Source organism: Streptomyces sp. NPDC005374, assembly GCF_042872225.1.
GTDB lineage: Bacteria > Actinomycetota > Actinomycetes > Streptomycetales > Streptomycetaceae > Streptomyces.
In genome coordinates this window covers 60760-85532 of record NZ_JBIAKA010000006.1, presented here as the reverse complement: position 1 = coordinate 85532, position 24773 = coordinate 60760, and the positions used below count along the sequence as shown (strand labels likewise).

The 24773-nt window shown below is 70.9% G+C and carries 19 protein-coding genes; 12 read left to right on the top strand and 7 right to left on the bottom strand.

From position 1 onward, the window contains the following. Window positions 1-15: 15 nt before the first annotated feature. From pqqB to ACFYRX_RS16565, 7 genes are all read right to left on the bottom strand, one after another. Complete coding sequence (pqqB, locus tag ACFYRX_RS16595) at window positions 16-918, bottom strand: pyrroloquinoline quinone biosynthesis protein PqqB (RefSeq protein ID WP_389100117.1); 903 nt, start codon at window positions 916-918, stop codon at window positions 16-18. Between the two features lie 9 nt (window positions 919-927). Next, window positions 928-1056 (bottom strand): pyrroloquinoline quinone precursor peptide PqqA, encoded by a 129-nt coding sequence (gene pqqA, locus ACFYRX_RS16590; RefSeq protein WP_389100115.1) that lies wholly within the window; start codon window positions 1054-1056, stop codon window positions 928-930. Window positions 1057-1083: 27 nt separating this feature from the next. Beyond that, window positions 1084-2076, bottom strand: a complete 993-nt coding sequence (locus tag ACFYRX_RS16585; RefSeq protein WP_389100113.1) for a ThuA domain-containing protein — start codon at window positions 2074-2076, stop codon at window positions 1084-1086. A 17-nt stretch (window positions 2077-2093) separates the two neighbouring features. Beyond that, a complete protein-coding gene (locus ACFYRX_RS16580; RefSeq protein ID WP_389100111.1) occupies window positions 2094-4244 on the bottom strand; it encodes a PQQ-binding-like beta-propeller repeat protein in 2151 nt (716 codons plus the stop codon). A 195-nt stretch (window positions 4245-4439) separates the two neighbouring features. Further along, window positions 4440-5252, bottom strand: a complete 813-nt coding sequence (locus tag ACFYRX_RS16575) for a citryl-CoA lyase (protein ID WP_389100110.1) — start codon at window positions 5250-5252, stop codon at window positions 4440-4442. Next, complete coding sequence (locus ACFYRX_RS16570; RefSeq protein WP_389100108.1) at window positions 5249-6448, bottom strand: CaiB/BaiF CoA transferase family protein; 1200 nt, start codon at window positions 6446-6448, stop codon at window positions 5249-5251. The genes ACFYRX_RS16575 and ACFYRX_RS16570 overlap by 4 nt, the downstream gene beginning before the upstream one ends. Window positions 6449-6500: 52 nt before the next feature. Continuing rightward, complete coding sequence (locus tag ACFYRX_RS16565; protein ID WP_389100106.1) at window positions 6501-7268, bottom strand: IclR family transcriptional regulator; 768 nt, start codon at window positions 7266-7268, stop codon at window positions 6501-6503. A gap of 218 nt (window positions 7269-7486) precedes the next feature. Here ACFYRX_RS16565 and ACFYRX_RS16560 point away from each other — a divergent pair, with 218 nt between their 5' ends. The 12 genes from ACFYRX_RS16560 (at window position 7487) to ACFYRX_RS16505 (ending at window position 24644) form a co-directional block, all read left to right on the top strand. Continuing rightward, a complete protein-coding gene (locus tag ACFYRX_RS16560; protein ID WP_389100104.1) occupies window positions 7487-8989 on the top strand; it encodes an aldehyde dehydrogenase family protein in 1503 nt (500 codons plus the stop codon). Beyond that, the gene (locus ACFYRX_RS16555; RefSeq protein ID WP_389100102.1) at window positions 8986-10737 is read left to right on the top strand and encodes a thiamine pyrophosphate-binding protein; all 1752 of its coding nucleotides are present in this window, start codon (window positions 8986-8988) and stop codon (window positions 10735-10737) included. Before ACFYRX_RS16560 ends, ACFYRX_RS16555 begins: the two co-directional genes overlap by 4 nt. A gap of 64 nt (window positions 10738-10801) precedes the next feature. Then, the gene (locus ACFYRX_RS16550) at window positions 10802-11965 is read left to right on the top strand and encodes an ABC transporter substrate-binding protein (protein WP_389100100.1); all 1164 of its coding nucleotides are present in this window, start codon (window positions 10802-10804) and stop codon (window positions 11963-11965) included. A gap of 7 nt (window positions 11966-11972) precedes the next feature. Beyond that, complete coding sequence (locus ACFYRX_RS16545; RefSeq protein WP_389100098.1) at window positions 11973-12842, top strand: branched-chain amino acid ABC transporter permease; 870 nt, start codon at window positions 11973-11975, stop codon at window positions 12840-12842. Further along, on the top strand, window positions 12839-14665 hold the full coding sequence (locus ACFYRX_RS16540) for an ATP-binding cassette domain-containing protein (protein WP_389100096.1): 1827 nt from the start codon (window positions 12839-12841) through the stop codon (window positions 14663-14665). The genes ACFYRX_RS16545 and ACFYRX_RS16540 overlap by 4 nt, the downstream gene beginning before the upstream one ends. After that, the gene (locus ACFYRX_RS16535; RefSeq protein ID WP_389100094.1) at window positions 14662-15396 is read left to right on the top strand and encodes an ABC transporter ATP-binding protein; all 735 of its coding nucleotides are present in this window, start codon (window positions 14662-14664) and stop codon (window positions 15394-15396) included. The genes ACFYRX_RS16540 and ACFYRX_RS16535 overlap by 4 nt, the downstream gene beginning before the upstream one ends. Before the next feature lie 113 nt (window positions 15397-15509). Then, entirely contained in the window at window positions 15510-16388 is an 879-nt protein-coding gene (locus tag ACFYRX_RS16530; RefSeq protein WP_389100092.1) for a shikimate dehydrogenase, read from the top strand. Window positions 16389-16589: 201 nt separating this feature from the next. Further along, window positions 16590-17303, top strand: a complete 714-nt coding sequence (locus tag ACFYRX_RS16525) for an SDR family NAD(P)-dependent oxidoreductase (protein WP_389100090.1) — start codon at window positions 16590-16592, stop codon at window positions 17301-17303. Between the two features lie 162 nt (window positions 17304-17465). Continuing rightward, window positions 17466-17792, top strand: a complete 327-nt coding sequence (locus ACFYRX_RS16520) for a hypothetical protein (protein ID WP_389100088.1) — start codon at window positions 17466-17468, stop codon at window positions 17790-17792. Between the two features lie 476 nt (window positions 17793-18268). Beyond that, the gene (locus ACFYRX_RS16515) at window positions 18269-18778 is read left to right on the top strand and encodes a sigma-70 family RNA polymerase sigma factor (protein WP_389100086.1); all 510 of its coding nucleotides are present in this window, start codon (window positions 18269-18271) and stop codon (window positions 18776-18778) included. After that, a complete protein-coding gene (locus tag ACFYRX_RS16510; protein ID WP_389100084.1) occupies window positions 18775-20049 on the top strand; it encodes a hypothetical protein in 1275 nt (424 codons plus the stop codon). The genes ACFYRX_RS16515 and ACFYRX_RS16510 overlap by 4 nt, the downstream gene beginning before the upstream one ends. A gap of 23 nt (window positions 20050-20072) precedes the next feature. Beyond that, window positions 20073-24644: an FtsK/SpoIIIE domain-containing protein gene (locus ACFYRX_RS16505; protein ID WP_389100082.1), complete on the top strand. Its 4572-nt coding sequence runs from the start codon at window positions 20073-20075 to the stop codon at window positions 24642-24644. The last annotated feature ends 129 nt before the right edge of the window (window positions 24645-24773 follow it).

The window sequence follows — 24773 nt, the reverse complement described above, 5'->3', positions numbered from 1 at the left end:
CGGGCGCTGTGACGGTCACAGGGAGATCACCATCCTTTCGGCGGCCACACGCAGGCCCAGACGGGCGAGTCGGCCGTGCGCGGGGTCGTCGGGATCGACCAAGGGGTTGGTGTTGTTGAGGTGGGTGTAGTAGCACCGGGTGGGTGCCGAGCGGTGCAGGCGGCGTGCGGTACCGTCCGGGCCCTCGATCGGCAGATGCCCCATGCCGGAGGCCGTCCGCTCGGAGATCCCCGTGCGGCGTGGTTCGTCGTCGTCCAGGAAGGTTCCGTCGAGCAGTACGCAGTCGGCCCGGGCGATCTCCTTGTCGAAGGCGTCGCTCCATGCGGCGAGAGCGGGCGCGTACAGCGCGGATCCTCCGGTGTGTGCGTCGTGCAGGGACAGAGCCACGCTCCACGCGGGGTGGGCGGGTTCGTCCACGGCATAGCGTGGGCGTTTGGCCGACAGGGGCACCGCCCCGACCGCCACGCCCGCGATGTCCGCGGGCGGCCCGTCTCCGGCCAGGGGCAGGTCGTGCCAGGTCAGGTCGGTGTACGGGGCCAGTACGTTGGCGAGGTGGAGCCGGGAGACCAGCGCCCGGCGCACCGGTTCGGTCGCCCAGACCTCGATCCGGGACGCCTCGCGCAACCGCAACAGACCGAGGGTGTGGTCGAGTTCGGCGTCGGTGAGGACGACGCGCACGACGGGCGTGCGGGTGTCACCGGCGTCCGGTCGCAGGCCGGGGTGGCTTTCGAGCTGTTCGGCGATGTCCGGTGTGGCGTTGGCGAGGAACCAGGAGGACGGTTCCTGTCCGTGCACGGCCAGTCCGTCATGGAGTCGCCGCCGGGCGGGGGCCCGGCGTGCCCCGGCACAACCGGGGCACGCGCAGTTCCACTGAGGCAGGCCCCCACCGGCTGCTGTTCCGAGGATCCGCAGCAGCACGGCGGTCCACTACTCGGAGCGCAGTGAGTAGGCGGTGACTTCCAGCGCGGTGTCGACGACCGTGAAGTCGGGGGTCTCCCAGAGGATGGCGGTCTCGGCCGGCTCGGGCCGGTGCTGTGCCGAAGACAATTCGGGCATGGTGAACTCCTTTTCCTATTGAGGTGGTTACTTGCAGAAGGGCTTCTTGCCCATGGCGGACTCGATGCCCCCGAGGATGAGCTTCTGGAACTCGGCGGCGCCGGGGAAGGAGCCATCGGTGGAGAAGTCCTTGGCGTCGTGGCCCAGCGTGGTGAGCCAGGCTCGGCCGCCGTCGTAGTACTGGCACCAGGCGACGGGGTGGTGCCTACCGTGGCCGGGATGCCGGTAGTTGCCGGTGACCCCCTTGGCGAGGGTGCTTTCGTCGACCTCGGCGAGCACGCGCACGCGGCTCGGTGCCGGGACGAGGTTGTACCACTCGTCGCTGAAGGTCCAGGAGGACGGCAGGTTCTTCGTGGAGGTGTCCTTGCGGTCCACGGTGCGCACGGTGCCGGACTGCTCGGGACCGTGGTCGTAGAAGTTGGCGCCGCCCAACAGGCCTTCGTACCAGGGCCAGTTGTACTCTGTGCCGAAGGCGTTGTGGATGCCGACGAAGCCGCCGCCGCCGCGGATGTACTGGCGCAGCGAGGTCTGTGCCGCGTCGTCGAGGGTGTCGCGGCTGGTGGAGAAGAAGATCACGGCGTTGTACTTGAACAGGGTTGCCGGGGAGGCGAGTTGTGTGACGTCCTCCGTGTAGTCGACCTGGAAGCCGTTGTCCGCGCCGAGCTTGAGCATCGCGTTCTGGACGACGTTCGCGGCGGTCACGGGCGGGTTGAGGCCACCGGTCAGCGCCGGACCGAGGTCGGCGTGATGGGGACCTGCCGTGCGCGTGTAGAGGAGGACCCGATAGCCCTTGGAGGCGTCGAAGTTGCCCCAGTCGTGGTAGCAGTCGGAGTCGACCCCGCGGCACACCCCGTAGTCCGGATCGCCGAGTTCCTGGGCACCCTGGCTGACCCGGCCCTGGGCCACGCTGAGGGCGCCGGTCGCGATCAGGGCGACGCTGATGCCCAGCGTGGTGGCGGCGCCGGTCAACGCCGCGTACAGCGGCTTCGTGCGCCATCTCGGTCTGGTGGTGGGAGACATGACGGGTGTCCTCCGGTTCACTGGACGACGATCTTGCCGGTGCTCTGCGGAGCGATCGGGTCGTTGTAGAAGTACTCGCCGGCCGTGTCGAAGGTGTGTGTGTACGACTGGCCCGGCATGAGCAGGCCGGTGTCGAACTCGGCCTCGAAGAACGACACGGCACCGTGCGCGGACTTGTTGTCCGACGGGTTGGTGAAGGTGACGGTGGTGCCCTTCGCTATGCGCAGGGCTTGCGGGGACATGGCGTTCTGGGCGACCAGGTTCTCCGCCGTTCCGGGGGCGTTCTTGGCGCTGTCCCAGATGCGGCCCAGGGTGACGGTGTTGTTCGCGACGGCGCCGGTGACGGCGGCCGTGCGGATCTGGTTGCGGCGCGAGGGGGGAGTGGGGGCCGCGGCCGGTGCGACCTTGCCCCCGAGCTTGAACGCCCACAGGTGGTCGCCCTTGGGGACGTCCGGGTAGGGCAGCCCGTTGCCGCCGGCCAGGACGGCGACGTACTGCTCGCCGTCGATCTCGTACGTCAGCGGGCTGGTGTGGACCCCGGCGCCGCACTGCCAGCTCCACAGCTCTCGCCCGTCGCGGTCGTCGAGGGCGGTGAGTACCCCGTCCGGGCGGCCCTGGAAGAGGAGACCGCCCGCGGTGCTGAGCACGCTGTTGCCATGGGCGAGGGACCAGTCGCCCTCCTTGCGCCAGGCCACGGTGTTGGTGCGCGGGTCGACGGCCGCCAGCCCTCCGGCGAAGTACTCGCCCAGCGGGCGCGCGGTGTTGACGCGGCCGCCGTGGGTGTTGGAGTAGGCGGAGTTGATCAGGCCGTAGCCGACGTAGACCAGTCCCGTGCGGTGGCTGAAGGAGGGGAAGGACCAGTCGGCGCCGCCGCCCGCACCGGGGAAGATGATGGTGGCGCGGTCCCAGTGGGCGGCGAAGATGCCGCCGGTCGGGTAGAAGGGCACCGGGCGGGTGGCCTTGTCCAGGCGGGGCTCGGTCTCCACGAAGGGTTCGCCGCCCGGGAAGGGCTGGGTCCGCGCGGTCTTCTGCGCTGCGTGCTGGGGGACCGGACGCTCCTCCATGCCGTGCACGGGATCGCCGGTGGCGCGGTCGAGGATGTAGTACATCCCGGTCTTGCTGCCGTAGACGACGACCTTGCGCTTCCTGCCCTTGATGAGCAGGTCGGCGAGGACGGGGGACATGACGCCGTCGTAGTCCCAGATGTCGTGGTGCACGGACTGGAAGTGCCAGCGCCGCTTGCCGGTCTTGGCGTCGATGGCGACGAGGCAGTTGGCGAAGAGGTTGTCGCCGCCGCGGGTGGAGCCGTCGGTGCGGGGATAGGGATTGCCGAACGTCCAGTAGACCAGGCCGAGTTCGGGGTCGACGGCGGGGTGGATCCAGCAGACCGCGCCGCCGGTCTTCCAGGTGTCGCCCTCCCAGGTGTCGTGGCCGTACTCGCCGGGACCGGGGGTCCCCCAGAAGGTCCAGACGACCTCGCCGGTGGCCGCCTTCAGCGCGTAGCCGCGGCCGCGGGCGCCGGCCGTACTGCCCTGTGTGCCGACGTAGATGAGCCCGTCCCAGTACACGACGGCGCCCGCCAGCCCGCCCTTGCTGCCCCCGCACTGGCCGCTCTGCGGGTCGCAGCCGGGGTCGCCCTGGTCCTCGACCAGCAGCTCGCGCGTCCAGACGACGGCACCGGTCTTCTGGTCCAGGGCGTACACCAGGTTGGACCCGGAGATGGTGTAGGCCAGGCCGTCGCCGAGGGCGATGCCGCGCATGTTGGTGGTGTCGGTGCCGATGTTCGTCTTCCAGCGCACCGCGCCCGTGCGGCCGTCGACGGCGAAGACGTTCTGCTGGGTGGTGGCGAGGTAGAGGACGCCGTCCTGGGCCACGACCGCGCACTGCTGGGCGCTGCTGGTGGAGCCGTTCTCCAGGTTGATGTGCCAGCTGCCGCCCAGCTTGCGGACGTTGTCCGCGGTGATGCGCTTCAGCGACGAGTGGTTGTGGTTGCCGAGGTTGCCGCCCGCCTTGGGGAAGTTCCTGCCGGTGGCCCCGTGCGACTGGGGCGGCACCGGGCGCGCCAGGGCGCCGGAGGACTCGGCGGCCTGGGCGGCGGAGGTGTTGAGCAGGGCGACCGTCGTGGCTGTTCCAGCGGCCGTCGAGGTGAGAAAGCTGCGTCTGTCCATGATCCCTCACTTTCGTGGCATGAACCTGACCAGTCCGATGGAGGTGTGGGGCCCGCGGACTGAGGAGGGGGAGGGAGAGTCGTACGGATCTTGGTCCGCTGTGCGGTTTCGAGAACCCGCATGATGGTTGCCGATTGGCGGTTAGCTACGTTAGGGACAGGGCGCCGACGTGACAAGAGCAGGGACGAGGGGAGTTCAGATCTCTTGGGGAGCCGTCAGTCGCGCGGGCAGGATGCTGCGGGGGAGGGGGCCCTTGTTGCGGCGGCCCTGCCCGGTCTCCTCCCAGGCGTGGGCGAGGACTCCGACGGAGCGGCTGAGGACGAACAGGCCGCGTGCGAGCGGGGCGGGGAAGCCCAGTTCGGCGTAGATGACGGCGGTGGCTCCGTCGATGTTCATCGGTACCGGCCGGGCGCCGGCGCGGCGTACCCGAAGCGCCTCCTCCACGGCGAGGGCCGCCTTGAGGTACTCGCCGTCCACCACGCCGTCGGCGACCGCCTCCTGAACCAGGTTCAGCAGTGGGTCGCGGCGCGGGTCCACGGGGTGGAAACGGTGTCCGAAGCCGGGCAGGTAGCGTGAGCGACTCTGCCAGTCCGCCATCACCTTGCGGGCCGCGCCGGGCCAGGTCAACCCCTCACTGTGCCGCGTCCGGACGTCTGCGAGCATCTCCACGCACTGCTGGCCGGCCCCACCGTGTGTGTCACCGAGCATGTTGACGCCGGTCGCGACGGCGTTGTTGAGGCCGATGCCGCAGGTGGCCGCCATGCGGGCGGCGGCGATCGACGGGGCCTGCGGACCGTGGTCGACCCCGGCGACCAAAGCGGCCTCCAGCAAGGCGGACTGGCGGGACGTCGGCAGGTCGCCGCGCAGCAGCAGCCAGATGACGTCGACCAGGCTGGTGGTCCCGATGAGTTCCTGGACGGGCCGGTCGCGCAGCTCGATGCTGCCCGGCTCGATGTGACTGACCGCCGTGGCCCACCACAGGGCGGCCTCCTCCTGGGGGGCGCTCATGACGCTGCCGCTTCCTCGGCGGCATCGGACGCCCAGCGACGGGCGAGGTGTTCCCGCTCGCGGTTGTGCTGGCCCAGCAGGGGCGGGGCAGACGGCGGGGTGAACGCCACGCCGTCGTGGAGCACGCCGTTGCCCAGGACCCGTAGCCTCTGCCCCTCGCGCCCCGGGTGTTCCACCTCGGTCAGGAACCGTCGGTGTTCCAGCTGCGGTTGGCGCAGGGCCTGCGGCACGGTGAGCACCCGTGCGGCGGGGACCCCGGCCGCGTTCAGCTCCCGCTCCCAGTCGGCGGCCGGACGGGCGGAGAGTGCGTCGTTGAGTGCCGCGTTCAACTCCGTGCGGTGCATCTTGCGTTGCTCGCGTTCCCGGAACCGGGAATCCGCGACGAGCTCCTCCGCGCCCACCAGACGGCACAGCGTCTCGAACTGCCGCTGCTGGTTGGCGGCGATGTTGAGCGGACCGTCGAGGGCGTGGAAGGTGCCGGAGGGAGCGGCCGTCGCGTTCTGATCGCCGAGCGGCTCCGGAGGTACCCCGCTGACCAGGTAGTTCGACACGGCCCATCCCATGGCGGACAACGATGCCTCCAGCATCGAGACGTCCAGCCTGCTGCCCAGGCCGGTGCGCTCGCGTTGCAGTAGCGCGGCGTTGATGGCCAGCGCGGCCATCAATCCACCGGTCGTGTCGCAGACCGGAAACCCGACGCGCTGCGGTGCGGTCTCGGGTGTGCCGGTCACACTCATCATGCCGGTGAGCCCTTGGATGATCTGGTCGTACGCCGGTACGTCGCTCATCGGGCCCGTGTGGCCGAAGCCGGAGATCGAGCAGTAGACGAGCCGTTGGTTGAGTGCAGCGAGGCGTTCGGCGTCATAGCCCATCCTGGACAGGACGCCTGCCCGGAAGTTCTCCAGCAGGACGTCGGCGCCGACGAGCAGGTCCTCGAACACGGTGCGGTCCGTGGTGTCCTTGAGGTCGAGCTCCAGGGATTTCTTGCCGGCGTTCTGAGCGAGGAAGGAAGCCCCGACCCCGTCCCGGTTGAGGGAGGGATCGGGGCCCAGGTTGCGAGCCAGGTCGCCCTGGCCGGGGCGCTCGATCTTGACCACTTCGGCCCCCAGCAGCATGAGTTGGTAACTGCAATAGGGTCCGGCCAGTACGTTCGTGAGGTCGAGGACGCGTATTCCGTCGAGTGGGCGGACGTGCATGTGACGTCTCCTTCCGGGCGCCGGTTCACGGCGCCGCATGCCGGCAGCTCTGTCAGGTGCCAGGCCCCAGGGGATGGTCGAATCCCTGCGAGGCGACGCGCGCCGCCACCTGGGCCAGGTGCTCGGCGAACTCCTCGGTCAGCTGTTCGGGAATGCGTGCGCTGGGGCCGCTGAGCGACAGGGAGGCGACCACCACACCCGAGTGGGTCCGGATCGGCACGGCGACAGCCGTCAGGCCGACGTCGCGCTCACCGTGGCTGACCGCGTAACCACGCGTCGCCGCCTCCTCGGCCCACTGCCGCAACTGCTCGATGTGTGCCACCCCGTGCGGGGAGGAGGCGGCGACTCGCTGCAACAGCCCTTCGGTCGCACCGATCAGCAGCACCTTGGACGAGGCACCCGCCCACAGGGGCAGTTCGTCTCCCACCCGCACCACGTGTCGCAGCGGCTGGGGGCTCTCCTGCTGGGCGACGCACACCCGGTGGATGTCGCGGCGGATCATCAGGTTCGCCGTCTCACCACGTCGCTCCGCCAGTTCGCGCAGCAGCTTCTGTGTGTCGGCGGGCAACTCCCAGCTGGTGTGCGCCAGATGGGCCCATCGCCACAGGCCGGGCCCGGCGGTGTAACCGCCGGGTGCCGCCCACAGCAGCCCGTACTGCTCGAGGGTCTGCACCAGCCGCACCACGGTGGTCTTGGGCAGACCCGTGGCTTCGACCATGTCCCGCAGGGGGACGGCGGGTTGATCCTCGGTCAGCAGCGACAGGATGTCCAGGGCCCGACGCACACTCCGCACCCCACCCTGGCCTTGGTCCGCGTCCACGGTTTCTCCTTCGCGAGTCAGCGAACAAGCCGGCACCGCCCGGCGAGCGGGCGCCGGCACCTGGAGCGACAGCTTCCACCAGTCCGGGCTCCCGAGAGAACCACCGGTTTCCACTTCGATTCGCCCGGCCTCTTGCCACGGCCTCCGAGCCGCCCGTACGTTACACGCCAACCCGCACAGCAGTCCATGAAAACCACTAGATGGTTTCTGGAGGTGTGATGCTGCAAGACCTCCTCAAAGCCGCCGGCGCGAACGACATCGTCGACGTGCTTCCCTTCGTCTCCGGCTCCTGGGGCGGACAGGGCTCGCCTCTCGACCGCACCGGCCCCTACCTGCGGCGCACTGTCAGCCGAGCCCCGACGGCAACCTCCGGCGAGATCGGGCGCGCCCTTGGCCACGCCCGCCGCTACGCCCCGCAGATCGCCTCACTGGCTCCCGCCGCCCGCGCCGACATCCTGGAGACCGCCTCCCGAACCGCCGTCGCCCACCGCGACCAACTCGCCCGGCTCCTTGCCCTCGAACTCGGCAAGCCCCGCAAGGACAGCCGTACCGAGATCGACCGTGTGGCCTCGACCTTCGCCGTGTGCGCGGCCGAGGCCCGCCGCATCGACGGCGAGAACCTGCCGGTCGCCGGCTGGCCCACCGGCATCGGCAACACCGCCCTCACCTACCGTGCCCCGGCCGGAGTGGCGCTGGCCATCACCCCGTTCAACGCTCCGGCCAATCTCCTCGCCCACAAACTCGGCGCGTCCTTCGCGGCAGGCAACACCACCCTCGTGAAGGCGCCTCCCCAGGCCCCGGCCGTGTCAGCCGCCGTGGTCGCCCTGCTCCTCGACAGCGGGCTGCCCCACCAGGCCGTCCAACTCCTGCACGGCGGCGGCGAGACCGGTGCCGCGCTCTGTGCCGCCGACGAGGTGGACGTCATCAGCTTCACCGGCAGCGCCGCCACCGGAAACGCGGTGGCCCGTGCCGCCGGTGCCAAACGCATGGCCCTCGAACTCGGCGGCAACGCCGCCACCATCGTGTGCGAGGACGCCGACCCGGCCGCCGCGGCGGCGGTCTGCGCCCGCACCGGCTACAGCAACTCCGGCCAGAGCTGCATCTCCGTCCAGCGCGTCTACGTGCACCGCAGCAACTACGCAACCTTCCTCGACGCGTTCACCGCCGCCGTCGACGCGCTCGTCGTCGGCGACCCCCTTGACGACGCCACCGACGTCGGCTCGATGGTCGACGAGGCGGCGGCGGAACGCGTGGTGGAGTGGTCGAAGGAGGCCGCCGGCCTCGGCGGGACCGTCGTACGCGGCGGCACCAGGGACGGGGCCACAGCTGCCCCCACCATCGTCGCGGACCCGCCGAGGAGCGCCTCGGTCGTCGTGCACGAGGTGTTCGGCGCACTCGTCGCCGTCATGCCGTACGACGACTTCGACGCCGTGCTGGACGAGTGCAACGCCAGCCGGTACGGCCTCCAGGCCGGCCTGTTCACCCAGGACATCAGCCGCGTCATCACCGCTTGGCGGCGGCTGGAGGTCGGCGGGCTGATCGTGAACGGCTCCTCCAACTTCCGCCTCGACCATGTCCCGTTCGGCGGGGTGAAGGACTCCGGCTTCGGCCGCGAGGCCCCCCGCTGGCTCATCGACGACTACACGGTCGTCAAGACCCTCGTGCTGCGCGGCCTGTCCCCCTGGGGCGAACTTCGCGAGCTGCCGAAGGAGACCCCGTGACCACCGTGACCGCGGCCGAGGCCCTCGTCACCCAACTCCAGTCCTACGGCATCAGTCACGTCTTCGGCACCTGCGGACACACCAACATCGCCCTGCTGGACGCGCTCGGACCGAGCCCGATCAAGTTCGTCATCGCCCGCCACGAACAGGCCGCCGCCCACGCGGCCGACGGCTACGCCCGCGCCACGGGCCGACCCGGAGTACTCCTCACCCACGTCGGCCCCGGCATGATGAACGCCGTCACCGGCGTCGCCACCGCCGCCCTCGACTCGATCCCGCTGGTGGTGATCAGCGGCGACATCCCCTCCTACTACCACGGCCGGCACCCGCACCAGGAGGTCAACCTCCACGCCGACGCCGACCAGAGCGCCATCTACCGCCCCTTCACCAAGCGCACCTGGCACGTCCAGCGCGTCCAGGACCTGGCCAGGACCGCCGAGCGCGCCTTCTGGACCGCGACCAGCGGCCGCCCCGGAGCCGTGCTGGTCAACGTCCCCATGGACCTGTTCAACCGTCCCGCCCAGCCCTACGCCGACGACCACCCGCTCCCCGCCCACCTGGGCCGCCCCGGCCTGGACGAGCCCACCGCGGCCCGCATCGCCGAGGCCCTCCTCACTGCCGAGCGTCCCCTCATCTACTTCGGCGGCGGCATCCGCGACCCCCGCGCCCGCACCGCCCTCCTCGGTCTCGCCGAACACCTCGACATCCCGCTCGCCCACTCCCTGATGGGCAAGGGCGTACTGCCGGACCGGCATCCCCTGCTGCTCGGCATGCCCGGATTCTGGGGCCTGGAGACCACCCACGAGCACACCAAGGGCGCGGACGTCGTCCTCGCGCTCGGCACGCGGTTCGCCGAGACCGACGCCAGCTCCTGGGACAGCGCCTACACCTGGAACTTCCCACCCAGCCGCCTGATCCAGATCGACATCGACCCGGCCGAGATCGGCCGCAACTACCCCGTGGACACCGGGGCGGTGGCCGACGCCGGCCTCGCGCTCGAAGCGATCGGTGCGGCCGTCCGCGCCCGGCAGGACGCGCCAGTCACCCGGCCCGGACTGCGCGAGGGCATCGCCGCCGCGCGGGGCGCGGTCTTCGGCGCGGCACGGGAGGCGGGCCGCAGCGACAACTTCCCGCTCCGCCCTCAGCGCATCCTCGCCGACCTGCGCGACTGCCTCCCCGACGACGCCGTGCTCGTCACCGACGTCGGCTGGAACAAGAACGGCGTCGCCCAGTGCTACGAACTCCCAGAACAGGGCCGCTTCATCACGCCGGGTGGCGCCTCCACGATGGGCTTCGGTCCTGCCGCGGCCGTCGGGGTACAGATCGCCCAACCGGACCGCGTGGTCGTGGCGTTGATCGGCGACGGCGGCATGAGCGCCCAACTGCCCGCCCTTCCCATGGCGGTCGAGCAGGGAGCCCCCGTCATCTTCGTGGTGATGAACAACCGGGCCCACGGCACCATCGCCGACCTGCAGGCCTCGTCCTTCGGACGGTCGTACGGCTGTGAGTTCACCGACCCCGAAGGCCGTCCGTACAGCCCTGACTTCGCCCGCTACGGCGAGTCCTGCGGAGCCGACGGCTACGCGGTCGGTGCTCCCGGGGATCTGCGCAAGGCGCTGTCGGACGCGATCACCAGTCGGCGTCCCGCCGTGATCGACGTACCGATGGTGAACGAGCCGGTGCCCACCCCGGGCCACTGGAACATCAAGGACATCTACGCGGGCGACTTCCCAGCCGACGCCGTCTGATCCACCCCAAGGGGCCGGGATCTGTCTTCCTCACCCACCATCCGTCCTTCATGAGGTGACCACAATGAACCGCTCCCTCAGGCCTCCGGCCCCCCGCAGCACGCTCGTCGGCGCCGTCGCCCTGGCTGCGGCCCTGGCCGCCTGCAGCGCGCCCGGCGAGTCCGGCAGCGACAACTCCAAGTCCGACTCGGGCCCGATCAAGATCGCCGTCGTCGACGCCCGCAGCGGCCAGCTCTCCTCGCTGGGCGAGTGGGAGTGGAAGGGCGCCAAGCTTGCCGTGGACGAGTGGAACAAGAAGGGCGGCATCAACGGCCGCAAGATCCAGATCAAGTCGTTCGACGACCAGGGCGACCCGACCGCGGGCACCAACCTGGCGCGCAAGATAGCCGACGAGAAGTACATCGCCATGATCGGCACCGCGGAGAGCGCGGTCACCATCGCCATGGCCCCGGTGCTGAAGCAGGCGGGGATCCCCAACATCACTTCGGGCCAGGCGGACGCCCTCGTCGAGCAGAAGAGCGAGTTCCTCTTCCTCAACGGGCCCACCAGCACGACGTACGACACGACCCTGGCGAAGTACCTGCTTGAGGACAAGGGCTACAAGAAGATCGCGATGATCACCAACAACGGCTCCTTCGGCAAGGGCGAGCACGACGCCTTCATCAAGGCCGCCAAGGAACTCGGCGTCAGCCCGGTCACCGACCAGGTGGTCACGACCGACCAGAAGGACTTCAGTGCCGCCCTCACCACCATTCGTTCCAAGAAGCCGCAGGCGATCTTCATCGGCTCGGAGGAGGTGGAGGCGGGCCTCATCGTGAAGCAGGCCCGTGACCTGGGCATCACCGCCCCGTTCGCGGGCGCCGCCCCGCAGGGCACTCCGGTCTTCATCAACACCGCGGGCAAGGCCGCCGCCGAGGGCACCATCGTCAGCTCGCCCTACCTGGGCAACGACGTCAGCCTCGCCGCCCAGAAGTTCGCCGCCGCCTACAAGGCCGCCTACGGCGAGGACGCCGAACTTCACGGAGCCAAGGCCTACGACGGCACCAGCATCCTGCTCACCGCCCTGAAGAACAGTGATGTCGCCACCGGCAAGAAGCTGGCCGACGCGATCCGTGCCACCAAGTACGACGGGCTTCTGGGGCAGTTCGCCTACGGCGAGGACGGTGTCGGGATCACCAGGACCAGCATCGGCATCATCCAAGACGGCAAGCTCGTCGCACAGAAGTGAGACGGACGTGCAGGAAACCTTTCAGACACTTGTCGGCGGCCTGAGCCTCGGGGCCGTCTACGCCCTGGTCGCGATGGGCTTCTCCCTGGTGTACCGCACCATGGGACTGGTCAACTTCGCCCACGCGGACATCGCGATGATCGGTGCGTACGCCGCCTCCACCTTCTATCTGACCGCCAAACTCCCCTTCGCCGTGGCCATGGTGATGGCCATCGTGATCACTGGGGCGATCGGCCTGGTCATCGAACGCGTGCTCAGGCCGCTGGAGAACAAGGACTTCGACCTGATGCTGATCGGCACGATCGGCTTCGGCATCGTCCTCCAGGCTGTCGCCATCCTCATCTGGGGGACGACCGGTCGTGCCGTGCCGTCCCCGCTGCGGGCCGCGCCGCTGGACATCTTCGGGGTCCGTGTACGCACGTACGACCTGTTGGTGATGGCCGTCACCGCGCTCGCGGTCGTCGGACTCGCCTTCTTCCTGTCCCGCACCAAACGCGGGGCGGCCATGCAGGCGGTGGCCATGGATCACGAGGCGGCCACCGCGGTCGGCATCGACGTCGGCCGCAGCAACGCCCTCGCCTTCGCCATCGGAGCGGGTCTGGCCGCCCTCGCCGGCGGCCTGGTCGGCCCCATGCTCTACGTCGACGCCTCCCTCGGCGGCGCCCTGGGCATCAAGGGCTTCGCCGCGGCGATGCTCGGCGGTTTCGGCTCCATCCCCGGTGCGGTCGTCGGCGGGGTGGCCATCGGCGTCCTGGACTCCTACGCCGCGGGCCACTTCCAGGGGTACTCGGTCCTCGTCACCTTCCTCGTCTTCACCGTGGCGATCATGATCCGCCCGACGGGCATCTTCGGCGAGAGGACGGTGAGCCGCGCGTGAAGTCCCGTATCGCCGCCGTGGGCGCCGTGGCGGTCGCAGCCTGGGCATTGCCCTACGGTGTGGGCGGCTACACGATCCACGTCGTGGACATCGCCCTCATCTACGCCCTGCTGGCCCTCGGCATGGGCCTGGCCATGGGCGTCTCGGGCCAGATCAACCTCGCCCAGGTGGCCTTCTTCGGCGTCGGCGCCTACGCCGTGGCCATCCTCACCACCCACTCCGGATACGGCTTCTGGGCGGCGGCGGTCCTGGCGATGCTCGCCTCGGTCGCCGCCGGTCTGCTCGTCGGCGTCCCGGCCCTGCGCATGCAGTCCCACTACCTGGGCATCGTCACCCTCGGCCTCGCCCTGGGTTTCATCAACTGGATCACCAACGCGGACATCACCGGCGGGGCCGACGGCATCTCGGCCATCCCGGTGCCCACCCTGCCCGGCATCGACCTCTCCAGCGAGTACCTCTACTACTACCTGGAAGCGGTCGTCTTCGCCTTGGCCCTCGCCTTCGGCCTGTTCGTCGTCCACACGTCGCTCGGCCGCCGGCTGCGCGCGATGCGCGACGACGCCCTGGCCGCCGGGGCCATGGGCGCCGAGATCCCGCTGCTGAGGATGACGGCGTTCCTGCTTGCTAGCCTTTTCGGCGGGGTCGCCGGAGTCCTCTACGCCGGTCTCATCCGGTACGTGGCACCGGAGACCTTCTCCATCGGCAACATGTTCATCCTGCTCGCCATGGTCATCATCGGCGGCCGGCGATCGCTGGTCGGCTGCGTGGTGGGGGCGATCGGCCTCACACTGGTTCGGGAGTGGCTCTCGGACTTCTCGACGTACGCCCAACTCGGCTACGGCGTCGTCGTGGTCCTCATGGTCGTCTTCGCGCCGACCGGCCTGGCCGGAGTCCCCGCCCGCCTGCGCGGCCTGTACGACCGCCGGCGCGGGCGCAGCGTGGCGCGAGCGGACCTGCGCCCTTTCGTCCCCTACGACCCGGCTCCCCAACCACCCCAGGACGAGCTGCTGTTGACCATCGACGCGGTCAGCAAGGACTTCCGCGGCCTGCGCGCACTGGACGAGGTGTCCCTGGCCGTCGAAGCGGGCGAGATCCGCGGGGTCGTCGGCCCCAACGGCTCGGGAAAGACCACGCTGTTCAACGTCATCAGCGGCTTCTACCGGGCCACGGCAGGCAAAGTGAGCTTCGCGGGTGCCGGGATCACGACCGCCCCCACCTACACCCTGTCCCTCGCGGGCATGGCCCGCACGTTTCAGAACCTGCGCCTGTTCGGGCAGTTGACGGTGGCGGAGAACATCCTCGTCGCGCTCGACCGCACCCGCACCCACTCCATCTGGCAGTACGCACTGTGGCAGCCGGGCGTCATCCGCCGTGAGCGTCGGCTGCGCGCCGAGGCGCAGGAGATCCTGGACCGCTACGGCCTCGCAGACTTCGCGGAGGCCGCCCCGACCTCTCTGCCGTACGGCATCCAGCGGCGCATCGAGATCGCCCGTGCCATGGCCACGAGGCCCCGGCTGCTCCTGCTCGACGAACCCGCGGCGGGACTGAACGGCGAGGAGGTCCAACAGCTCATCCGCATCGTGCGGTCCATCCGCGACAGCGGGACGACCGTCGTGCTCATCGAACACAACATGGGACTGGTGATGTCGCTCTGCGAGAAGGTGACCGTGCTGTCGAGCGGCAGGGTCATCGCAGAGGGGACACCCAGTGAGGTCGTGGCGTCGCCCGAGGTCATCGAGGCCTACCTCGGCGACTCCGAGATGGCTGGGCTCGCCCCGGACACGGCTGAGTCCTCGGCCCGGGCCAAGGAGGCCACCTCATGAGCGCCGTCGAAGCCCGCCCCGCAGAGAAGCTGACAGTGCGGGACCTGAGCGTCCACTACGGCGGCGTCTGCGCGGTCCGTTCCATCGGGTTCAGCGTCGAGCCCGGCGAGTCCGTGGGCATCATCGGCGCGAACGGGGCCGGCAAGACGTCGACCCTCAAAGCGCTGATGGGGCTGGTGCCGCGCAGCGGTGGCAGCATCACCCTGGGCGAGCGCGACCTGTCGAAGGTCAAGGGACGTGACATGGTGCGTCACGGCATCGGCTACGTCCCGGAGGGCAGGCACGTCTTCCCCGGGCTGCCGGTGCAGAAGAACCTGCTGCTGGGGGCGTACTCACGCGCCTGGAACAAGGAGACCTACCAACAACTCGACGAGATCTACGAGTTGTTCCCGGTCCTCGGGGAGATGCGTGACCGGCTCGCAGGCGCCCTCTCGGGCGGACAGCAGCAGATGCTCGCCATCGGCCGCGCCCTGATGACACGCCCCCGACTGCTTGTGCTGGACGAACCCTCCATGGGGCTGTCTCCCAAGCTCGTAGGCAACATCCTCGACGTACTGCTGAAGCTGAGGGAGGAAGGGCTGAGTCTGTTGCTGGTCGAGCAGAACGCCAAACTGACCTTCGGCGCCACCAGCCACTGCCTGGTCATGGAGAACGGCGAGGTGGCGATGAGCGGCACCTCCGGCGCGCTCAGCCATGACCCCCGGGTCAGGGAGGTGTACCTGGGGCTGTGAACCCGGCGCGCAGGGGCCGCTTCCCAACTGACCACTGCCGCGGGGTTCCCCGGGACGCGCACGCCCTGATATCCATAACGAACTGGTTCGTACATTAACCCCGTGGAGCAGCCGTGGCCCAGGACTCATATCTGGTCGGTCTCATCGGATCGGGGATCGGCCACTCCCTCAGTCCCGAGCTCCATGAGCGCGAGGCCGACCGCCAAGGCGTACGCTGCCTGTACCGGCTGGTGGACATCGATGGCATCGGCACGCCGCCCGGGGACGTCTCGCGACTCGTCCGAGCCGCCCGCGACTGCGGTTTCACCGGCCTGAACATCACGCACCCGTGCAAAGAGCTCGTCGTACCCCATCTCGACGACCTGTCCGCGACCGCGGTGCGGCTGGGGGCCGTCAACACCGTGGTCTTCACCCCGGACGGCCGGGCCGTCGGACACAACACCGACATCACCGGGTTCGGCGCGGCCTTCTCGCGGAGGCTGCCCGGCGTATCGCTGCGTCACGTGGTGCAACTCGGCGCCGGCGGTGCCGGTTCTGCCGTCGCGCACGCCCTGTTCGACCTGGGAGCGGCACGGCTGACGGTCGTGGACGCGGTGGCGGACCGGGCACGCGCCCTGGCCAAGGCGCTCAACGAGGAGGCCGGCGCCGAACGTGCCGAAGCATGCGCACCGGAGACGCTCGGCGTGGAACTGGCGGGCGCGGACGGCTTGGTGAACGCGTCACCGATCGGTATGGCCGGACATCCGGGCCTACCGCTGCCCGCCGAGATATTGCACGGCGGCCTGTGGGTCGTCGACCTGGTGTACCGCCCACTGGAGACGGCACTGCTTCGTGCCGCGCGCCTGCGTGGCTGTCAGGTCATGCACGGCGGGGGCATGCTCGTCCACCAGGCGGCCGACGCCTTCCGGGAGTTCACCGGGCTCGAACCGAACACCTCCGCCATGCTGGCCGATTTCGCCGACCTGACCGCGGAGCCGTACGCCCACACATAGCGATGAGGGGCTCGGGCCGAGGATGTGGGTGCGGTCGGGAGAGCCCGGCTTCCGGCCCGCACCCGGCTGGTGTGTCTGCCTACAGCCGTCAGGACAGTTCGGTGACGCCGGGTTCCGGCGTCTCGCCCGGTACCAGCCGTACACGGACCTGGAGCGCCAAGAACTCCGGGAGGTCCAGATGCCAGCGCTTTCGGCTGCACGATGCCTGCACCCGCAGCCTTGATCACCGGTGGAACCAGCGGCATCGGCAAGGCGACCGCCGAACTGCTCCACTCCCGCGGCTATCGCGTCATGGTCACCGGCCTCGGCAATGTCGCCGACGCCGGACTTCCCGAAGACGTCACGGCTGTCCGGGCCGACGCACGGTCCCTGCCGGACATCGACCAGGCGATGGACCAGGCGCGCCGGCAACTCGGCTCCCTCGACCTGCTCTTCCTCAACGCGGGCATCTCCCGCCCCGGCCCGATCGAATCAACCGACGAAGACGCCTTCGACGCGCTGTTCGACATCAACGTCAAGGGAAACTTCTTCACCCTGCAAAAGGCGCTGCCGCTCCTCAACGAGGGCGCCTCGGTCGTGTTCACCGTGGGCGCCGCCGAAGGGCTCGGGGCCGCGATGACAGCGGCCAAGGGCGCTCTGCTGCCCCTCATGCGGTCCCTCGCGCTCGAACTCGCCCCCCGCCGCATCCGCGTCAACGCGGTCAGCCCAGGACTGATCAACACCCCTGCCTACCGCAAGATGGGTGTCTCCCAGGAAATGATCGACTCCTGGGCCGGGGACGTCCCGCTCGGCCGCGTCGGCGCTCCCGACGACATCGCCGAAGCCGTGGCCTTCGTCGCCTCGGACGCCGCCAGCTACATCACCGGCGACAACCTCACCGTCTCCGGCGGCATCGGTGTTCACTCCAACGCCTGACGAGTAATTTGGCTCTGACCTGGAAGTTCACCGGGTCCGATGCTCAGGCTGTGGCCCTGGCGAGTCAACGCCCCGCCCGGGAAGCCGGCCCCGCCACTTGCCGCGAACACCGTCGTCGGGCAGGGTGTGCTGGAGCCAGTCGTCGCTCTCATCCGGCCCGTGGTGGCCTGTATCAGAGGGCAGATCGAGAACGGCCGCGCGTATCTGCACGAGCTGGTCCTCGGTGACCCGGCCGAGCTCTACCGGCGTGCGGGTCTCGCTCTTTCCGCCCGCATCGAGGACGGCATCACCGGCCTGCTCGCCCGCGAGGAGTCCATCGGTGCCGCCGACGCGGCGACGCCGGCGCGCGTGATCACCGCGATCATTCACATCAGCACGAATGCCACCGTGTACCTGCACCGCAGCGACGAAGCCGTCCTCGCCGACATCCGTGGCCAGATCCACGCCACCCTGGCACCGCGCCGCATGACCAACTCGCCGCACCAGTGAACCCGGGCGGGGTGCGTCGCCGCGACCCGCGCCGCCCAGCTGGATGGCTGAGTTGCAACGCATCCGTGAAATGCGCCGTACCTGCCAGGATCCCGCGTCCCCGTGCTGCCGGAATCCGGAGTCCCGACCGTGGCTTCGGACGGGCGCAGGGCGCGGGCGATCTGCTTGTTGCTCTGCCCCGGGTCACGGCGGACAGGACTTCGAGTTCCCTGCCGAACAGACCGGAAGCCCGCGGTCAAGATCACCCGCGAAGGTGCCGCATTCCTTCCCGATTGGGTAACTTGCCTGTTTCCGTGACTAATTGGAAATGGAACTCTGAGCTATATCTGAGGTAACTCTGCTCTGGTTTGTCGTTATTGGGCAAAAGCTGACACAGGAAAAATCGGCAAGATGTCAATAGCCTCGGAGTTCCACCGCGGCCCAGCAGGCCCGGTGTCCCCATGTCGCCCCACAGAGAGCGTCGTTGGAGCCAAACCATGTCTCACGCTCAATTATCCGGCTCTCCCCCCACCGCTGAGCGCTACCGGGCCCGTCTGCTGCGCTACGTGTACCGGCTCACCTCCGGAGACCGGCACCGCGCCGAGGACATCGTGCAGGAGACGATGTTGAGAGCCTGGCTCGCCGCCGCCGACCTCGACCGGCACGACGAGGAGCGCCGGATCGCCTGGCTCCACCGCGTCGCCCGCAATCTCGCGGTCGACGCCCACCGGCGCGAACGGGCCGTCCCGGTCGGCGTGATTCCGGACGACATGGTGCACCGGCCGGACAGTGCCCGCGACCTGGCCGACGGCGTCGCCGACCGCCAGGTCGTCCGGCTGGCCCTGGCGGGACTGTCGCCCGAGCACCGCGAGGTGCTGTTCCACATCCACTTGCGCGACCACACCCGGGCGGAGGCCGCGCGGACCATCGGGATCCCGCAGGGCACTGTCAAGTCGCGCAACCACTATGCCCTGTTAGCGCTACGAGACCAGATCCAGGCGGCATGAGGAACACCGACCCCTTCGTCTTCTTCCGGCAGCACAGCGACACCATCTACCGTCTGCTCGGCATCGCCGGGGCGCTGCTGCTGGTCTTCCTGCTGCTACGCGTGTGGGCGATGCGCTGGGGCGGCTGGCGCGCCGCCTGGGCGCGGCTGCGCCGTGAAGTGGCCGTCACGCGTTACGCGTTCACCGCGCCCGTGCGGGCCTGGTACCGCCACCGGAGCAGTCTGCGCTTGCTCGTACGGCAGTTGGGCACCCCCGCGACCTGGCGGGACGCCGAACGGGCCCTGGCGGCGGCCCGGTTGGCAGCCGCTCCGGGCCGGCCGTACGCCGCGCTGGTGGGCTCCGACTCGGTCGCTGTGCTCCTGGCCGGGACCGAACTCCCGCAGCCCGACCCCGACGGGGCGTGGTGGACGGAGCCGGACGAACCGGAGCGATGGCTCGTGGCCCGCGCGGACCTGCCCTCGGTGACACCGGAGGCGGCCGACGTCCGCCCGATCGTCGTCGCCGTCGGTGAGGCGGACCGGTCGGCGGCCTTCCTCGACCTGGCCGTCGGCCCGCCCGTGCTCTCCGTCACCGGGAACGACCGGGCGGCCACGGCCCTGGTCCAGGCGGTCGCCGCGCAGCTCGACGTACGGCTGCCGAGCCCGCTGGTCGTCGTCGCTGAGGGCGTGCACCGGGACTACCCGGGCCCTCCGGTGCGGTCCGCCTACCGCACCGCCCGGGAGACCCCGCCCCGGCTCGGTATCGCGCCCGTGCTGATCGCGGCCGAACTGCCGGACCCGCTGCCCCCGGAGTTCGCCGCCCCGCCCGGGGGCGACCCCACGGTCCGGGCCGTGGTCCTGGGCCCCGGCCGGGCATACGTCCGCTCGCTGCTGACCGACCGGCACGGCCGGGTGGCCGTCGCCGGGACCCCGCTGCTGGCCCGCTGCGGCCCGCTGAGCCGAGCCGTGGCCAGGGTGCTGCCCTCGATCCCGCCCGTCCTGCCGCCCGCCCCGGCCGCCGAGGCCTCGACGGGACTGGACGGCCGCCAGGCGCGCGACCTGTTCGAGGAGGAGGAAGAGAGCGGCACTCCGACCGGGACCGGGGAGGGAGCGGCGATCGTCGCCCGCGCCACCTCCGGTACGGCCGCCACCACCTCTCTGGCCTCCCTGCACGAGAGCGGCGAAGCTTCCCTCTCCGAGGGCTCCCGCCCCGGCGTCTCCCGCGCGGCCGACACCCGCCGCCCGGATTCCGCTCAGGCCACCGGCCCCGGCACCACGTCCACGCACAGCTGACCTCCGCTCACGGTTGGACCCACGTGAACCTCATCCTCACCACCGCCGACCCGGCCGGGCGCCGGGCGGACCATCTGCTGGATCTGCCCGAGGGGGCCACGGTCGGCGACCTCGGCGCCGCCCTGGAGGCGGGCCCGCTGTATCTGGGCGACCGGCTGCTCGGCCCCGATCTGCCCATCGGTGCCAGCGGCATCCGGGAGGGCGCCGTGGTCGGCCTGGGCGCCCCCGTGCCGACCGGCACCGCCGCCCGCGCATGGGAACCGCCGTCCTCCGACCCGGAGTTGGTGGAGATCCGGCATGTGGGCGGGCCCGGCGCCGGGCGGTCCTGGCGGCTGGGGCCCGGCAGCCACGAAGCCGGTACCGACCGGGGCTGCGCCCTGCGGCTGGACGGCGGGGGCGCGCCCGAGCAGGGCGTGTGGATCACCGTCGGCACGGACGGCACGGTGACCTACCGGCTGCCCGGGAACGCCGACCCGGCCCGCTGCGGGCTGCGCAGCCTGACCCCGCCGCCGCCCGTCGACCCGGAGACCGGGACCCCGCTGACCGCCGAGGAACCGGCGGGCCCGCAGGACGGCGGTCCCGGTGGGCACACCCCGCAGCCCGCCCGGCCGGGCCCCGACGGTCTGCCGCAACAGCCCCCGCCGCCCCCGGTCGGCTGGCTTCCGCCGCCGGACGACGGCTCCGAGGACTGGCCCGCGTACGCCGACCTGTCGCTCGGCGACCATCTGCTGAGGCTCTGCCAGATGTTCGACCCGGACGCCGCCGTCAACCCCTCGGCCGACGGCCTGGCCATCGAGTACAACCGGCCGCCGCGCATCGCCCCGCACCTGGACGGCGAGCAGATCCGTATGCAGGGTCCGCCCGGCGAACGCGGCTCACGGCCGTTCCCCCTGCTGATGATGCTGATGCCGCTGGTCATGGGCCTCGTCATGATGAGCCTGTTCCGCTCCTTCTACTTCATCATCTTCATCTTCTTCACGCCGATGATGGCGGTCAGCAACTGGATCATGGGCCGCCGCACCGGGCGCAAACAGCAGGAGGAGGCACTGCGCGTCTACCGGCTGCGCCGCGCCTCCCTGGAGCTGGAGATGCGCGACGCGACCGTGGCGGAACGGCAGTTGCGCAACACCACGTTCCCCGACCCGGCCACCGTTCTGCTCACCGCCACCGGCCCCGGCAGCCTGCTGTGGCAGCGCCGCCGCCGCGACCCCGACCACCTCACCCTCAGGCTCGGCACGGTCACCCGCCCGTCCCTCAAGCGCATCGACGACCAGGCCCGCGAGTCCAACCACCGCCAGGTGCACTGGCGCCTGGCCGACGTGCCGTTCGGCGTCGAACTGGCCGACTTCGGCGTCGTGGGCCTGTCCGGCGCCGGCGAGACCCCTCGTACGGTGGCCTGCTGGGCCGTCGCGCAGGCCGCGGTCCTGCACAGTCCCCGGGACCTGCGGATCGTCGTCCTCACCGACGACGCGCACGCGGACGCCTGGAACTGGGTGCGCTGGCTGCCGCACCTGCGGCCCGACCGGCGCGGCTCGGTCATCGCGCTCGGCAACGACCCGGAGAGCACCGCCCACCGCGTCAGCGAACTGATCGCCGACATCCAGGCCAGGACCTCCGCCGCCACCTCCGCGCTGGGCCACACCCTGCTGCGCGAACCGGACGTGCTGGTCGTCCTCGACGGCGCCCGGCGGCTGCGGGACGTGCCCGGCGTCGTCCAGGTCCTGACCGGCGGACCCGGTGTGCGGATCTTCAGCCTGTGCGTGGACGAACGCGAACGGCTGCTGCCCGAGGAGTGCACCGCCGTCATCACGACCGAGGGCAACCGGCTGACCGTACGGGCGTCCGGGGTGCCCTCCGTCGAGGACGTCCGCGCCGACCTGGTCGGCGCCGACTGGTGCGAGGAGGTCGCCCGCGCGCTCGCGCCCGTGCGCGACGTCACGGTCGACAGCGACTCCGGGCTGCCCGCCGACGTACGGCTGCTGCCACTGCTCGGCCAGGAACCGCCCAACCCGGCAGCGATAGCGGCGAGTTGGGCCCGCCGGCCCGCCTCCACCACGTTCACGCTCGGCGCCGGGTACGAGGGCGAGCTCCGCCTCGACCTGGTCAGGGACGGGCCGCACGGGCTGATCGGCGGCACCACCGGATCCGGCAAGTCCGAGCTGCTGCAGACCATGATCGCCTCACTGGCCGCCGTCAACCGGCCCGACGAACTGGCCTTCGTGCTGGTCGACTACAAGGGCGGCAGCGCCTTCAGCGAGTGCGCCGAACTCCCGCACACCCTCGGCATGATCACCGACCTGGACGGCCATCTGGTGCAGCGGGCCCTGGCCTCGCTGGACGCCGAACTGCGTCGCCGTGAGCGCGTGCTGGCCGACGTCGAGGCCAAGGACCATCCCGAGTACCGGGCCAAGCGGGCCCGCGACCCGAAGCTCCCCGCGCTGCCCCGCCTGCTCCTGGTCATCGACGAATTCGCCACCCTCGTAAGGGAGTTGCCCGAGTTCGTGCCCGGCCTGATCAGCCTCGCCCAGCGCGGCCGCTCGCTTGGCCTGCACCTCGTCCTGGCCACCCAGCGGCCCGGCGGCTCGGTCAGCAACGAGATCAAGGCCAACACCAACCTCCGCATCGCCCTGCGGGTGACCGACCGCTCCGAGAGCCAGGACATCATCAACGCGCCGGAGGCAGCCAGCATTTCGCCCTCCACCCCGGGCCGCGCGCTCATCCGGCGCGGCTCCGGCGCCCCCACCCCGTTCCAGACGGCCTGGGTGGGCGCCGAGCGCGCCGGAGCCGCCACCCCCGAATCGGCGACGCCCTCCCGTCCCGTACGAGGGGTCGAGCTGACCTGGAACCGGCTGGGCCGTCCCGTCGACCTGACCGCGGAGGACGAGCACGAACTCACCGAGTACCTCACCGGCGGCGAGGAACCCGTCACCGACCTGAGCGCCCTGGTCGAGGCCCTCGGCCGGGCCGCCGAACTCCTCGACGACTACAAGCCGCAGCGCAGCCCCTGGCTGCCCCCGCTGGCCGAGACCGTCCGCATGGAGTCCCTGCCGCCCTGCCCGCCGCCCGAGCCCGGTGGGCTGCCGCTGGTGCCGTACGCCCTCATGGACGTCCCGCAGTTCCAGCAACAGCGGCTCGGCACCATCGACTTCGCGAGTTTCGGCCACCTCTACGTCATCGGCTCGCCCCGCTCCGGGCGCACCCAGGTCCTGAGGACCGTCGCGGGCTCCGCCGCCCTCGTCATTCCCAGCTCCGACCTGCACATCTACGGCATCGACGCGGCCGGCGGCGGTCTCGCCGCGCTGGAGTCCCTGCCGCACTGCGGCGCGGTCGTCTCGCGGCACGACACCGAACGCCTGGAGCGGCTGATCGCCCGCCTCACCGCGGAGTTGACGAGCCGTCAGCGCCTGGTCTCGCAGCACAGCGCCGCCGGCATCGGCGAACTGCGCGCCAAGCTCCCCAAGGACCGCCGCCCGGCCCATCTGCTGCTGCTCATCGACGGCTGGGACGCGCTCAGCGCGATGCTCGACGACTACGACGGAGGCCGCCTGTACTCCGAGGTCGTACGGCTGCTGAGGGAGGGCGCGGCCGCCGGTATCCATGTCATCGCCACCTCGGAGCGCGTCCTGCTGGGCGGCCGCCTCGCCGCCCACAACGACAGCCGGTTCCTGCTCAAGCAGGCCGACCTCAGCGACTACAACGTCGCCGGAATGGGCCGCAACAAGGTTCCGGCGCACATCCCGCCCGGCCGCGGCTGGCACGCCCCCAGCGGTGTCGAGGCCCAGATCGCGCTGCTGCCCACCGAGGACGGCACCGACCAGGGCGAGGCGCTGGCCGAGATCGGCCGCCGCACCACCGCCCGCGACTCCGCGCTCCCGGCCGTCCGCCGCCCCTTCCGCATCGAGGAACTCCCTTCCCTGATCGGCTTCCAGGAGGCGGTGGACCGCGTCCCGGAGTCGCAGCGCCGACCGTTGTGGGCCCTGGTGGGCATCGGAGGCGACACCGCCGAGCCCCTCGGCTTCGACTTCGCGGCCGGCGGCGGCTCCTTCGTGGTCGCAGGGCCCCCGCGCTCGGGACGCAGTACGACGCTCGCCTCCATGTGTGTGTCCCTGCTGATGGGCGGCACGGCACTCGTCGTCCTCGCGCCGCGCGACTCGCAGCTGCGCCAGCTCGCCGCACACGACCTCGCCGAGGTCATCACCGACCACGACCCCTCCGCGGACACGGTCACCCAGGCCCTGCGCGCGGTCGCCGGGAAACCGGTGGTCGTCGTCGTGGACGACGCGGACCTGCTCCTGTCGTGCGGGGCCGACAAGGTGCTCCGCCAGGTCGCCACTTCGGGGCGCGACCGGCAGCAGGGCCTGCTGCTCGCCGGGCTGCCCGAGTCGATGAGTTCCCTCGGCTGGGTCGGCATGGCCCGCCGCTCGCGGCGCGGCATCCTGCTCGGGCCGAAGTCGATCGGCGAGGGCGACCTCATCGGGGTGCGGATCTCCTCCGAGCAGGTCCGTACCCCGCTGGCCCCCGGCCGCGGCTGGACGGCGAGCGAGGCGGGCACCCCGATCGCGGTCCAGGTACCGCTCACGGTGCTGGACGGCTGAGCGGACAGGCAAAGGGGGGTGGGGGGGGGGGGGGGGGGGGCCCCCCCCCCCCGGGGGGGGGCCCCCCCCCCGGGGGGGGGGGGGGCGGGGGGGGGGGGGGGGTGTGGTAGGTTGGGGGGGTGGGGTGGG